The organism is Paenibacillus sp. SAFN-117, from assembly GCF_051966115.1.
Taxonomy (GTDB): domain Bacteria; phylum Bacillota; class Bacilli; order Paenibacillales; family NBRC-103111; genus Paenibacillus_L; species Paenibacillus_L residui.
Map to the genome: position 1 here is coordinate 33,037 of NZ_JBQCLK010000017.1, position 13,222 is coordinate 46,258.

Sequence of the window (13,222 nt, forward strand, 5' to 3'; positions counted from 1 at the left end):
GTTATTCGTCTTCGAAGAGGCTCCGTTAGGAGCTTTTTTTATGCAATCCAATAATCCATGTTGTACAAGCCTATGGTTACTACCCTGAACAGGGTCTCTAGAAAATGGCTTCCGTCTCAACAATAACCTTGACAAACTCGACATTGCGGTCTTCCGGACCTTTGACCGGCAGGCCGACCTGAACGTGATCCATAATGTAATCGATATTCTCCTGGGAGATTACCTCGCCGGGCAGCAGAATCGGAATGCCGGGAGGATAAACATAAATAAACTCCGCAATAATTCGTCCGGCGGATTCCTTAAACGGGATGATTTCCGTATCCCCGTAGAAAGCATCGCGCGGCGAAAGGGACAGCTGCGGGATTTCCGGAATCTGCACAACCAGCTCCCGGACTTCATTCACATTGCGATGCTGATCCGCGAGAGCAGTGAGCGCCTGCACCAGAACCTGGATCGATTCCTCCGTATCCCCGGGAGTGACCAGGCATAGAATGTTGTACATGTCGCTCAGCTCGACCTCGAGGTTGTAGTGCTCGCGCAGCCAGTTCTCGGCATCATAGCCGGTGATGCCCAGATGGCGGACATGAACCGTCAGCTTCGTGGGGTCGAAGTCATAGGTAGCTTCTGTCCCCAGAATTTCCTCTCCGAAGCAATACAGGTCCGGAATTTGGTTGATCCGCTTCCGCGCTTCGTTGGCGAGGCGGATCGTCGTCTCGGCAATTTCTCTGCCGTTCAGGGCCAAATTCCGCCTGGAGACATCCAGGGAGGCGAGCAGGATATAGGAGGTGGAGGTCGTTGTCAGCATACTGAAGATGGTCTGGACGCGTTTAGGACTAACGAGCCCTTCTTTTACATTGACATTCAGTATGGAGCTTTGGGTAAGCGAACCGCCAAGCTTGTGAACGCTCGTTGCGGCCATATCGGCTCCGGCTTCCATGGCCGATACAGGCAGCTTCTCGTGGAAATGAATCAAGGCCCCATGGGCTTCATCCACCAGAACGGGAATGCGGTAGCTGTGTACGAGCTCTACGATCTCTTTCAGGTTGGCGCATACGCCGAAATAAGTCGGGTTTATGATCAAGACGGCTTTCGCATCCGGATGGATCTCGAGAGCCCTTCTGACCGAACGGGTCGTAATTCCGTGATCAATTCCCAGATTTTCATCGCGGGCCGGTGACAGGAACACCGGTTTCGCGCCGCAGAAGATAATCGCAGACATGACCGATTTGTGAACATTGCGGGGAACGATAATTTTATCCCCTTCGGAACAGACCGACATAATCATGGTCATGATCGCTCCGCTTGTACCCTGTACGGAAAAAAAGGTATAATCAGCATGGAATGCATTGGCAGCCAGTTTCTGCGCTTCCTCAATGACGCCCATCGGCTGATGCAGGTCGTCCAGTGGGGCGATGTTAATCAGATCGATGGAGAGAGCGTTGTCTCCTATAAACTGTCTGAAATCGGGGTCCATCCCGATGCCTTTTTTATGTCCGGGTATATGAAATTGGATCGGATTGCGTTCCGCATGCTGAACAAGAGCGGAGAACAACGGGGTTCGACGATGATCCATTGTAACCTTCTTCCCTTCCGTATGAATTTCAACCAAGGGGCCTGTCCGTAATGCCCGTTTTGACCTGATTCCGTAACGGGTTCACTAAGCTCCCCTAAAGTGGTAAACAAAATGAGTATATCAAAATAGCAAAAGGATGCAAGAGAAATTTCTTGATCGGACGATGGACGAATAATGAAGAAGGCCATTGCCGCATGCTCGCTAATTATTATGGCCTTTCCCCGCAACAACTATTGGATGATCAGGCCAGATCACGTTCGTGCAAGAGGAGGAACCCAATTATGAAGAAACAAATGATCATCATCATGCTGCTGTTGATGACCGTGTTCATAGGCTTCGGCATTATTATACCTGTGCTGCCGGTCATCATCGGGGGCGGCGAAGGAGAGGGCATCCATCTAGCTCTGCTTCTTTCGCTGTACTCTGCCGTCTCCTTCGTCATGTCGCCTTGGTGGGGCGGCGTCTCCGACCGAATCGGCCGCAGGCCTGTCCTGCTAACCGGGCTGATCGGCTTCAGCCTGAGCTTCTTTCTGTTCGGTATTGCCGGTGATAACCTGTGGCTCATGTATGCGTCCCGAATTATAGGGGGTGCTTTCTCCGGGGCCGTTACCTCATGTGCGGTAGCCTATGTCGCGGACATTACCAGCGAGGAGAATCGGACGAAGGGTATGGGGCTCGTCGGGATGTCCATCGGGCTCGGATTTCTGTTTGGCCCCGCCTTGGGAGGAATATTAAGTTTATGGGGCACGCATATTCCCTTCCTGGCCTCGTCATTACTTTCTTTGTTAACCTTTGTGTTCGCTTTCCGTTTTCTAACGGAATCGCTGCCGCAAGCCGTCCGCAAGCAGAGGTCGGAGCAGCCGCGAACTTCGAGATGGACGGCCTTCCATGGGCCGCTTAAATATTTGTATATTCTGTCTTTCTTTGTCACGTTTACACTCGCCGGTTTGGAGACGACCTTCCAGCTGTTTCAAATGATGAAGATTGGCATCGGCTCTTACGAGGCCGGCTGGATGTTCTTTGTCAGCGGATTGGTCGGTGCATTAATTCAAGGCGGCGTAGTGCGCAGGTATATCAAGCCGGGAATGGAGAAGACGGCGATCCGGATCGGACTGCTGGTGTCCGCCATTGGCTTCTTGCTTATTCTTTATTCGACTAACGTCGTGACAGCGGCCATCTATCTTTCCGTATTTGGCGCAGGGAATGCACTGATTCGTCCGTGTGTTATCTCCCTGATAACCCAGAAAACGAATGTGGGGCAGGGAGTGGCCACCGGTCTGAATTCATCGATGGACAGCCTCGGCCGGATTGCCGGTCCGCTGATCGCTATGGCCTTGTATGGCTTGGAGGCTTCTCTGCCGTTTATCGTTGGAGCGGCACTTTGTGTGGCTGCCTTGACGCTGGTAGCCCAGTTTGTCCGTCTGGATAAGCGTTACAGCAGGTCGCAGGACGAAGCCACCCTCCAATAAGGGAGAGGGGCTCAAGAATCCTCCACAGAATAAAAAAAGGTGGTTGGGAAGGAAACTTCGCCAACCACCTTTTTTCTACCTGATTGAATTTTAATCTAAGCCGGCCAAGTTGATATGAATCGACCGGCCGTTACCAATGGCTTGTCCGCGTGCTCCCGGCTTCTAATGGGCAGGAGCCGGCAAGTCCTTGGCCTCTTCCTTCAGCTTGGCGATCAGCAGTTCTTTGCTTATCCCGTTGGCCTCTGCAATTTCAACCAGAGTCTTCCCTTCCTTAAGCAGGGAAGATAGCGCTTCCTCGGTAATGCCGATAATGGCAGCGACTTTTCCGGGGTTGAAATGGTTCAGGGTGTCATGTCTCATCGATTTCCACCGGTCTTTGTGCAGAGCCTTGATTCCTTTCTGCTTGACCATGTAGGTGATATGATCGTTCATGTAAGCTTTGATCTTCTCAGCCTTCTCCGCAGTCAATTTGCCGGCGATTACCGCATCATTGATTTTCTGGTTTCGGAGGGCAAGCAGCTTACCGATCAGGTCGCTTTCGCTTATTCCGCGGGATTGGGCAACGTCTGACAAGCTTTTGCCTTGCTTTAATTCTTTGACGAGGTCCTCCTTGGTTATTCCGAGCAGTGAGGCAGTCTCCTTAAGAATGGGCAGCGCCGATTTTCCGTCTTTCCCGTCTTGGTTAGAGCGGTGACGACGGTCGCGCAGCTGTTTGATCCGGTCATTCTTTTCCTTGGTCCAGCTTCTTTCCAACGCTCCGGACTTGCCGGAATCTTTAGCCAATCCGTAGGCTATATTTCCGCTGAAGACGAGCGATAGCACGAGTGCCGTCGTTACGATCGTTTTTGACCTCATAACGTTCACCTTCCTTTCCTGATGGTAAGCCGGTCCTTCTCTCCCTATATGTATAAAATAACCCAAAAACATTAATTTAAATTTAAAAACAGATTAAATAACTTTAAAAGTTTGTAACTTTTTGTTACTAAACGGTTCATTAGACCTTCGCATACATGCCGGAAATCCCGAGAAGCGGCCTCCCATCTCCGCAATACTCCTTCAGGAGCTTAAGCTGCGTCAGGTGCTGCCTATCCAAATGCCCGGTTTCGGGTTTTCCCTGCTAGAAAGCAATACGGTATAACGGGACCAAGGTTTCAAAAGTTTGCTCCGCTAACCCGATCAGCTTCTTGCCGTTCTTGAGCAGCGGGTCATTCCTTTCAATTCGCAGTCCGCACAGCACTTCCGCTTTCTTTACCTTCTTGAGCTTATCCATCCACTGAATCCAGTCTTCTTCATTCATGTCCCGATGGGGCACGGTCTCCGGCCGGGTATGATCGTCGGACCAATAGAAGTGATCGGGGATGGCCTGCTTCACTTCCGCCAGGTTATCCAGCAGCTTATCGGCAAAAACCGCCTTGTTCGTGCTTTCATAAATGATAGCGAACTGCAGGAACAGGTGAGTCGACCACAAGCCCAGTTGGAAGTGGGGATGAGCTTTATAGCCTCTTCTGTTATTCGCCCAAGCAACCCAGGTGTCATTCGGGGGGTTAACGGTCCGCCGGGCATGCTTGGCTACATGGGGAAACATCGGTTCTCCGCATAGAGCGGACAGCGATGGAGCCAGCAGCTCGCCAAGCTCCGTTAATTTCGGGCGAATTATTCCGATAATGGCTTCCATTCTGGGCTCCAGCCCGTCTATAGTCAGTGCTTTGAAATCTTGTTGGCTAAATCCTTGAAAAGTCATTGGTGATTCCTCCAGTGTGCTTGAACTGATTTATTCGTTAGTTTACATTAACTATAGCATATCTAAACCTGCGATGATGGATCAGCCTCTTCCGGCCATCCTTATTACCTACAAGCTACCTATTCCTCGATTAACCGGAGATAGGAAAAGCCTCTCATGGAAGCCCTTTCGAAGATGCTGTCCCGTCTAAACTAAATTCTCCTTGAGAGTGCAGCAGGTTCCGAATCCATTCCGGGAGCCCCCGTCCTTAAAGCATTCGAGCTATCGCGAAGGGGAACACCAAGCTCGAAATGCCGCCGTGGATCCGTTAAATTATTCTTTTGAGAGTTTTCTCCTCATAAATAGGTTTCTATTGAAGATTTTTTGTCTAAGCTATAAACAGAAGGACGAGATCAATCCCGAAGTCTCAGCCCCGACATGCAATCTTGGACATTCAACCAAATTTCTCCCCGCAGCAAGATTTAATCATTAAACCAAGTTGCTAAAACATAATAATGGTAATAAGATATTGTAAAAGGATAAGTTGTCTGAACATTCTGTCAAGTAAGTGCGATGGGGGAGGGATCGGCCGTGAGCAATGGGCACGAAGTGGAGTATTGCAACTTAGAATTGCGGTTTGATCGCCGTCAAATCCGGAACTTCATCAAGGCGTTGATTCAGGAAGGGTTCTCATTATACTGGAATGAAAACGATACCCAGTTCATCATCTCCGTCCGCACAGGCAGGAAACTCGTCAAATTGAAATTTGAGCGGATCGGGGAACGTTTCAAGATGGTGGGAAGCTACTCTTTTAAAGATGAGAAGCTTTCGGAATTGATGGAAAAAATGATAGGCGACACAAGAGGGCATGCGGTGGTCAAGAGGTTTAAGGAAAGACAGATATTGATAGAAAGCATCATGTTCGGTGAAATAATTCGGATGGTTGAGATTTCCGGGGTGGACCATAAAATAATTTTTCAGAGGGATCCTATGGTTACTTTAGAAGAAATGACGGAAGCACTCAAGTCGACACGTATAGAAGAGCGGATACCGGTTTTGCGAATGGAATTGGATTATGAGCTGGCCAACCTGCAGGAAGCGTTGGAGCGCGGCAACTACAGTGAGATTATGGAGATTAAGAAAAAGCTGGAGGAGCTGCGCAGAGAAATGCTCACGCTGGAGATGTGAGAAGTGAAGGGAACAGTCAAGAGCTAGGCAAAAAAATCTTTCGCATGATTCATTGCGGAGATTTTTTTGATTTACGGATGTACGGTAAAAGTGGAAGGCCGGCATCGATCGATGCCGGCCCAGGTAATAACAGAAACCTATCCCCTCATTTAAAGGACGCCGTAAGGCGTTCTTTTTGTTACCACATAGGAATCTTTAAGTTCTTTACAGTGTTAATACGATGAAAATATAGATTCCTATTGGCATAAAAAGCTTCCTCTAATACCGGGTTAATCTTCTTCGAAGAGGCTCCGTTAGGAGCTTTTTTTACCGATCATCCTAAATAATTTTAATGCTGCAATTTTCGGAAGACATGATAGCTTCTTTGAGCGCATTCGGAGATGGCAATGGGGTGGAAGCCGCTGACATCGGCATACAAGGTATCGTTTAGCGGCGAGATCCACTTCTCGGGAAGCGCCGCCGCTCCAAGCGATGCGCCAAGAATGGAACCGACGGTGGCGCCGTTGCAATCGGTGTCCCAGCCGCCAAGTACGGCTGTCGTAATGCCTTTCTCGAAATCGCCTCCGGAATGAATGAGAGCAGCCGCGCATAATGCAGCATTATTATTGGTATGAACATGGTGATAGTGCTTAAATGTCTCCCATATTTTACTCACCAATTCTAATGTGTCTTCCGTTTCCTCAGCAATTTTGACCGCTATGGCGATATCTTCTGCAAGACGGCTGCGTTTCGGTATTTCACTCAATCCGATCTCGACAATTCGCTTCATATCACTTTCAACGAATGCGGCGGCAATCATAGCCGAGCAGAACATGGCGCCGTAAATACCATTCTTCACATGGGAGAAGGAAGCGTCCCGCCAAGCAAGCTCGGCTGCAAGCTGGGGCTGGCCGGCAGCACCGTATGCATAGCCGTCCACACGGATCTGGGCGCCGATCCATTCGCGGTAGGGATTCAAATAAGAACGTACCCAATGGATATGTTTCTCCCAGTCATCCGGCTGGGCGCCGCTAATATGTGAAGTGACACGAGCGAAATTAAGATAGGACTGCGCTTCAGCCGTGAATACCTGCCCGAATGATAACTGGCGATGCCACAGCTTACCCACGTCCCAGGAGTTGAAATCAAGCCCGCGTTCCTCAAGCATGAGCAGGCCCAGAACGGTATAACGAATATCATCGTCCGTTTCCATAAAGCGAATGTTTTCCCGGCAGCTGGCCAAGCTGCACCATCGGGCTATCTCGATACCGTACTCGGCCTCTGCAGTTGATTCGCCCGGTGTATAATGGCGAATCGGCCATTGCCCTGCGCCTTCGAACCACAATTTAATATTGTGCCAGCCGGGTCTGCCGCCGGAGCCTTGCATGAAGGGAAGAGACTCCAGAGGTTTTCCGAGCGCACAACCGGCAGAACGGCCGAGCCAAGCACCATGAAATTTATCCTGCCATTTAAGTTCATCCCAGTTTCCGGACAATATTCTCGGTCCGTCCGGACGTTCGGCGCGAATGGCTTCCAATTCCGACGGCTCGATATACTTGAAATCCGCACGTGGCTCAAGAGCCATTAAAGCCCGGTATACTTCCATTAGCTTTACTTCGTCTGTGCCGGCCGCTTCCAGACGTTCGGCCATCCCTTCTACATTACAGCCTTCTTCTCCGCGCTGTCTTATTTCTTCCCGAACCAATTCCCTCAGTCCAAACCATTTCGTCATAACGGCTGCCCTCCTGAAATACGTGAAATCAACATATGCCTTGATTATAACCAGCCATGCCGGCAATGGCTTCTCAAATTAGGAAAGCATAATTCTCATTTTTTGCTCATTCCGTAACCCCCATAGATTGCCGATAACGGATCGGAGACATGCCGACAGTCTCTTTAAAAACGCGGTAAAAGGTCGGCAAGCTTTGAAAGCCGCATTCGAATGCAATATCAGCAACAGCTTTGTCCGTTCCCGCCAATTCCCGCTTGGCCGCCTGGATACGCAGCAAGGAAACATACTCCGAGAAACGGTAACCGGTCGTTTCCAGAAACGCGCGGCTCACGCGCGAGACGCTTAAACCAAGTTCATCAGCCAATTCCGCTAAGCTGACCGGCCCGGTGTAACGCTGCTCGACCAAAGCGGCCAGCGACTGCACCTGGCGAACGGACTGTACCATATTATGCCTCTCATCATCTGTTAGCAAACCGTTGTAATGTCGCAGAAGACGGCCGCATAGCTGAATGAGAGCGCTTTTGGCCATTACCAAATAACCCGGGGACTTCTCCCGCAGTTCTTCCGCTATAGCCAGCACCCAAGGAGTAAGCTGTTTGGCGAGGGGCGAGCCGCCAATAATATGATTGCAAAAATGTGTGGAGCGATAGGAGAATGGCAGCAGCAGACCAGGATCCTCCGCCAGCAGCAGCGCGGGATCAAAGTTTATAAAAAGATAGCGGCTCGGGTCGTCGGGGGCAGACTGGGCAATATGCCGTTCCTCATTATTGACCAGGAATAAGTCGCCGGGATTAGCCGCATATTGTTTATTCCCGAAGAAAAAACAGCCTTTGCCTGTTAAACAAAGGCCGATCTCCAGACTCGCATGCACATGAGGCGGCTGCCGATAAGTGGCGGGAGTCCATTCGAAAGCATTGATAGCAATGGGATGATCATAAGTAATATGAAGTTTCATTATGATCCAATGCCTCCAGACAATAATTAATTTATGGGGCTAGGTATATAGGACAAGGGATGAGTTCAGCAGGCACTGCTGTTTACTTTCATACATACATTTTGGGGTATTTCTACCTTGAAAATCCGTCTATTTTACCGTCTGCAGGCATCGTTGCAAGCGGAGCGGCACGTCTACCTTGAAAATCCGTCTATTTTCACCGTCTGCTGGTGCCGTGCAAACGGAATGGCGCGTCTAACTGTATTTTGTACAGGTAGATTCAAGCGAATGGGCGAAAATGATCAAACTAACTGGATAAACTACAGTTAAAATGGGCAACTTTGGGCGAAACGGCTGTTTTGGCGCAAACTAACTGTAGGTTTTCCAGTTAGTTTCCATATTTCTTCCGAATATAGAAATCTAACTGTATGAAATCCATTTAGTTTTCAAATTTCACACTATTGAAGCAATTCAACTCTATTCTACCTTGAAAACCCATCCATTTCATCATCTGATGGTATCGCGGTCAGCGGCATGGGGATCTAAATGAAAAGTAAAGTACGGCCAATTCAGCAACTTTAAACAACGGAAGGTCCTTATGCATTCGTTTTTGGAAACGGCCGCTGTATACGTCAATCAAAACAAATAAGCTTCCTCGCTACTCTGGGTGGGGTAAATAGACAGCGATTTTATATGGAGAGGCGGGCATGATAAGCTGGTTAGCAACGCGAATTCCTTACCCTTCGCGGCTTTCGCGAGTACTCATGCCCGCAGAGGCTCCATGTCAAATCGCTCTATTATGCCTCTCAAACGTAGTTTTTCCCATGTAGTATAGCGAAGAGCCACAAATAATTGTTTTATGCCTGGTGTCAAGAGGTGTATACGAAAGTAAAGACTAGTATATAGAACAGCGGGGAGCTTCTTTCTATACTAGAATTATGAAAGACTGCAGTGCAATTTGCAGCGAAAACTATAACGAAATATACCGGAGGGGTAAAATTTGAAGAGCAAAAAGGCACTTGCAATGATCTCCTTGACGCTTGCAGTGGCGATTACAGGCTGCGGCGGCAAAACGTCCCCTGAGCCAAGCCATTCACCTGGAAATTCCAAGGAACCGGCCGAAACAACAGGCACAGGAAACGGCAGTGATATTATTGAGGTTTCAACGGTTTCGCCAAGCGATCCCTACTTGAAATTTGACGAAGGGGAAAGCTTCGACAAAAACTCAGTTTATGATGCTTATGAAAAAGATATCGGTGTAAAAATTACAAACAAATGGGTTGCAGATATAAGCCAATTTAAAGAGAAGGTAAAAATCACCATTGCATCCGACGATCTTCCGGATTTCTTGCTTGTAAACGCTACACAGCTTAAAGAGCTTACTGAAGCGGATATGATTATGGATTTGACAGAGATTTATGAACAGCATGCTACGGAAGAGACGAAAAAGTTTCTGACCATGGACGGCGGCATGCAAATGAAAACAGCGATGATCGACGGGAAAATGATGGGTATTCCTAGCTCATATAACCCGTTCAACTATCAATACTTGTTCGTCCGTACGGACTGGCTGAAGGAGCTGGGCCTGCCTGAGCCTAAAACAATGGATGATTTCATGAAAATTGCCGAAGCGTTCAAAACGAAAAATCCTGGCGGCACAAAAGAAGCTTTCGGTATTGCGGTCAGCAAAAGCCCATTTAGTATAGAGACAGGCGTGACCGGTCTGAGAACGTTCTTGAACGGCTATCATGCTTATGAAAACATTTGGATGGAAGACGGGAACGGCGGTTTGATGAACAGTGATATTCAGCCCGAGATGAAGCAGGCTCTTGCAGCGCTGCAGGACATGTTCAAAAAAGGGTTGATCGATCCGGAGTTTGCGGTTAAAGATACGGAAAAAGCTGCTGAGCTAATCTACAACGGCAGCATCGGCATGGTATTTGGCGCTTCCTGGACTCCGGCGCAGCTTGCGCAAGGCGCTGTGAAAGACGGCAAGGTTGTTCAAGAATGGGGAGTGTTCCCTATCCCTTCCGTAGATAACAAGCCTACATTGAATCAAATCGGTCTTGGCGTTGATGAGTATTATGCCATCTCTAAACAAGCCAAGCATCCGGAAGGCGTGATCCGTTTGCTAAACCAATGGATTACAGTAAGCAACAATCCGACGGAAGAGCAAAAAGTGTATGAGTATGGTAAAGACCGCGTTGAAAAAGGCAACAACTACTGGCTGCTTAATCCGCTTCGAGTAGGCAAACAGTTTGACAATAACGGCGAAATCTTGCCCAAAGCCATTGAAAACAAAGACGAAAGCATACTTGAGACCAAAGATCAGAGAACACGTTATGCACGCGCTATGGAATACGTTGAAGGCGATACAAGCATGTGGTGGGAATACTTAATTTCCGGTCCTAAGGGAGCCTACTCTCATATTCCGGAAATTCAAAAAAACAAACAATACCTGCAAAACAAATTCTACGGCGCACCTACTCCGGCGATGGCAGACCGTCAAGAAATTTTAATCAAGAAACGTGATGAAATATTCATCAAAATCATTATGAACCAAGTATCCGTAGACGAGTTCGATAAATTCGTTGAAGAGTGGAAGAAGCTTGGCGGCGATGAAATCACGAAAGAAGTTAACGAGTGGTATAAGTCGCTTAAATAGAATCTGTACGCAGGGAGGGATTGATTCTATGCAATCCCTCCTTTTTTGAACAACCAGGTTCTTGAGCAAGGAAAGCACAGCATGAAAAGTGAATCAGCGAGGTGAAGATATGAATAGACTGACGCGCAGGTGGAAGAAGGAATGGCCGCTTCATTTGATGCTGCTGCCGGGTTTGGCTTTTATTATTATTTTTAGTTACATTCCTATGACAGGAATCATGATGGCTTTTCAAAAATATGTACCGAACAAAGGGTTGTTCGGCTCCCCGTTTATCGGATGGAGGAACTTCCAATTGTTAATGGATTATCCGGATATCGGCCGCATTTTCTTTAACACGGTCTATATTGCTGTAATGAAAATAATTGCCGGTTTGTTCGTGCCGATTACCATTGCTATTTTGCTAAATGAATTGCGCAGAGAGTGGATCAAAAGAACGTTCCAAACATTGGTCTATTTGCCCCATTTTTATCCTGGGTGTTGCTGAGCGGTATTTTGGTCGATATTTTGTCTCCTTCCTCCGGCGTATTTAACCAAATGCTCGGATGGTTCGGCATTGAGCCGATCTTCTTTCTCGGCGACAATAACTGGTTCCCTTATGTCATGGTCATCTCCGATGTATGGAAAGAATTTGGATTTGGCACCATTGTTTATTTGGCGGCGCTGACGGGAATTAACCCTACGCTTTATGAAGCCGCTGAAATTGACGGCGCGGGCCGCTGGAAACAAACGCTTCACGTGACGCTGCCGGGCATGATGCCGATCATAGTTCTTATGCTTACGCTTAATATCGGCAATGTGCTGAATGCCGGATTTGATCAAATATTTAACCTGTACAGCGCACCGGTTTATGAAAGCGCCGATATCATTGATACTTTCGTCTACCGCATGGGGATACAGCAAGCGCAGTTCGGATTTGCCACAGCTGTCGGCTTATTGAAATCAGTCGTATCCTTTATTTTCATTTCCGTATCCTACGTACTCGCATACCGGTTAGCGAATTACCGTATTTTCTAATTGCGGAAAAGCCGGTCATTCAGAAAGGAGACAGACCGTGGTCATTAAACCGTCATTCGGAAGAAGGGCTTTTCTAGTTTGCAATCTAATCTTTCTTGCGTTTATATCTTTTTTATGCTTAATGCCGATTATTCATATTTTGGCGCTTTCCTTTAGCTCGGGTTCGGCGGCGGCAGCCGGCAAGGTTGGGCTGTGGCCTGTAGAATTTACAACGGCGGCTTATGATAACGTGTTCGGCAAGCCTGAATATTTAAGAGCCTTTGGCGTTTCTATTCAACGGGTTGTAGCAGGGACGGCATTAAGCATGCTTTTAACGATCGTTACAGCCTATCCTTTATCCAAGGACCGCAATACGTTTCGTCTAAGAACCGTTTATGCCTGGATATTCGTTTTTACGATTTTGTTCAACGGCGGATTAATTCCTACCTATTTGACCATCAAAAGCTTGGGACTTATTGATTCCCTCGGAGCGCTGGTGCTTCCTACGGCGGTTAACGTGTTCAATGTCATCCTGCTATTAAACTTTTACCGCAATTTGCCCAAGGAGCTCGAGGATGCTTCACGGATTGACGGAGCCGGGCATTTTGCAACACTATGGAAAATATATGTTCCGCTATCGTTGCCCGCACTGGCGACAACGGGGCTTTTTACGATGGTAGGGCATTGGAATAGCTGGTTCGACGGCATGCTTTATATGAATCATACGGAAAATTACCCGCTGCAAACCTTCCTGCAAACCGTTATTATTAAGATGGATTTCCGATTTATTAAATCAGAAAATGTGGAACTCATGCTCCAGCTGTCCGACCGTACAAGCAGGGCGGCACAAATCTTCGTTGCGGCTTTCCCGATTCTTATTGTCTATCCATTCTTGCAGCGGTTTTTCATTAAAGGCATTGTAATGGGAAGTGTAAAAGAATAGACAGGAAGGTCGTAGATCTCGGGCAC

At 48.0% G+C, this 13,222-nt stretch carries 9 protein-coding genes and 1 pseudogene; 5 read left to right on the plus strand and 5 right to left on the minus strand.

Annotated features, from left to right (window positions below; genetic code table 11):
• Window positions 1-97 precede the first annotated feature (97 nt).
• On the minus strand, window positions 98-1,573 hold the full coding sequence (locus ACTHRH_RS12750) for an aminotransferase class I/II-fold pyridoxal phosphate-dependent enzyme (protein ID WP_144939578.1): 1,476 nt from the start codon (window positions 1,571-1,573) through the stop codon (window positions 98-100).
• Between the two features lie 281 nt (window positions 1,574-1,854).
• Between ACTHRH_RS12750 and ACTHRH_RS12755 the strand changes: the two genes are divergently transcribed.
• Window positions 1,855-3,042, plus strand: coding sequence for an MFS transporter (locus tag ACTHRH_RS12755; RefSeq protein WP_150959997.1), 1,188 nt, complete (start codon window positions 1,855-1,857; stop codon window positions 3,040-3,042).
• Between the two features lie 162 nt (window positions 3,043-3,204).
• Here ACTHRH_RS12755 and ACTHRH_RS12760 read toward each other — a convergent pair whose 3' ends face one another.
• Both ACTHRH_RS12760 and ACTHRH_RS12765 read right to left on the minus strand, forming a co-directional pair.
• A complete protein-coding gene (locus ACTHRH_RS12760) occupies window positions 3,205-3,897 on the minus strand; it encodes a hypothetical protein (protein ID WP_150959996.1) in 693 nt (230 codons plus the stop codon).
• A 262-nt stretch (window positions 3,898-4,159) separates the two neighbouring features.
• Window positions 4,160-4,783, minus strand: a complete 624-nt coding sequence (locus ACTHRH_RS12765) for a YktB family protein (protein WP_150959738.1) — start codon at window positions 4,781-4,783, stop codon at window positions 4,160-4,162.
• Between the two features lie 570 nt (window positions 4,784-5,353).
• On the opposite strand from ACTHRH_RS12765, the gene ACTHRH_RS12770 reads away from it, so the two are divergent.
• Window positions 5,354-5,950, plus strand: a complete 597-nt coding sequence (locus ACTHRH_RS12770; protein WP_150959737.1) for a hypothetical protein — start codon at window positions 5,354-5,356, stop codon at window positions 5,948-5,950.
• A 328-nt stretch (window positions 5,951-6,278) separates the two neighbouring features.
• Here the strand turns inward: ACTHRH_RS12770 and ACTHRH_RS12775 are convergent, their stop codons facing one another.
• Together ACTHRH_RS12775 and ACTHRH_RS12780 are read right to left on the minus strand one after the other, a co-directional pair.
• Complete coding sequence (locus tag ACTHRH_RS12775; protein ID WP_150959736.1) at window positions 6,279-7,661, minus strand: ADP-ribosylglycohydrolase family protein; 1,383 nt, start codon at window positions 7,659-7,661, stop codon at window positions 6,279-6,281.
• Between the two features lie 106 nt (window positions 7,662-7,767).
• The gene (locus ACTHRH_RS12780; RefSeq protein ID WP_379288271.1) at window positions 7,768-8,616 is read right to left on the minus strand and encodes an AraC family transcriptional regulator; all 849 of its coding nucleotides are present in this window, start codon (window positions 8,614-8,616) and stop codon (window positions 7,768-7,770) included.
• 979 nt (window positions 8,617-9,595) lie between these two features.
• On the opposite strand from ACTHRH_RS12780, the gene ACTHRH_RS12785 reads away from it, so the two are divergent.
• The 3 genes and pseudogenes from ACTHRH_RS12785 (at window position 9,596) to ACTHRH_RS12795 (ending at window position 13,196) form a co-directional block, all read left to right on the plus strand.
• The gene (locus tag ACTHRH_RS12785; protein WP_379288269.1) at window positions 9,596-11,260 is read left to right on the plus strand and encodes an extracellular solute-binding protein; all 1,665 of its coding nucleotides are present in this window, start codon (window positions 9,596-9,598) and stop codon (window positions 11,258-11,260) included.
• Window positions 11,261-11,369: 109 nt separating this feature from the next.
• A pseudogene (locus ACTHRH_RS12790) lies at window positions 11,370-12,274 on the plus strand (ABC transporter permease).
• Window positions 12,275-12,311: 37 nt separating this feature from the next.
• Window positions 12,312-13,196, plus strand: a complete 885-nt coding sequence (locus ACTHRH_RS12795; RefSeq protein ID WP_186328220.1) for a carbohydrate ABC transporter permease — start codon at window positions 12,312-12,314, stop codon at window positions 13,194-13,196.
• Window positions 13,197-13,222 lie beyond the last annotated feature (26 nt).

What these genes read in the sequence shown, in the direction of transcription:
- ACTHRH_RS12780 (WP_379288271.1), bottom strand. Translation starts at nt 8,616, where the DNA reads ATGAAACTTCATATTACTTATGATCATCCCATTGCTATCAATGCTTTC.
- ACTHRH_RS12775 (WP_150959736.1), bottom strand. Translation starts at nt 7,661, where the DNA reads ATGACGAAATGGTTTGGACTGAGGGAATTGGTTCGGGAAGAAATAAGA.
- ACTHRH_RS12765 (WP_150959738.1), bottom strand. Translation starts at nt 4,783, where the DNA reads ATGACTTTTCAAGGATTTAGCCAACAAGATTTCAAAGCACTGACTATA.
- ACTHRH_RS12760 (WP_150959996.1), bottom strand. Translation starts at nt 3,897, where the DNA reads ATGAGGTCAAAAACGATCGTAACGACGGCACTCGTGCTATCGCTCGTC.
- ACTHRH_RS12750 (WP_144939578.1), bottom strand. Translation starts at nt 1,573, where the DNA reads ATGGATCATCGTCGAACCCCGTTGTTCTCCGCTCTTGTTCAGCATGCG.
- ACTHRH_RS12755 (WP_150959997.1), top strand. Translation starts at nt 1,855, where the DNA reads ATGAAGAAACAAATGATCATCATCATGCTGCTGTTGATGACCGTGTTC.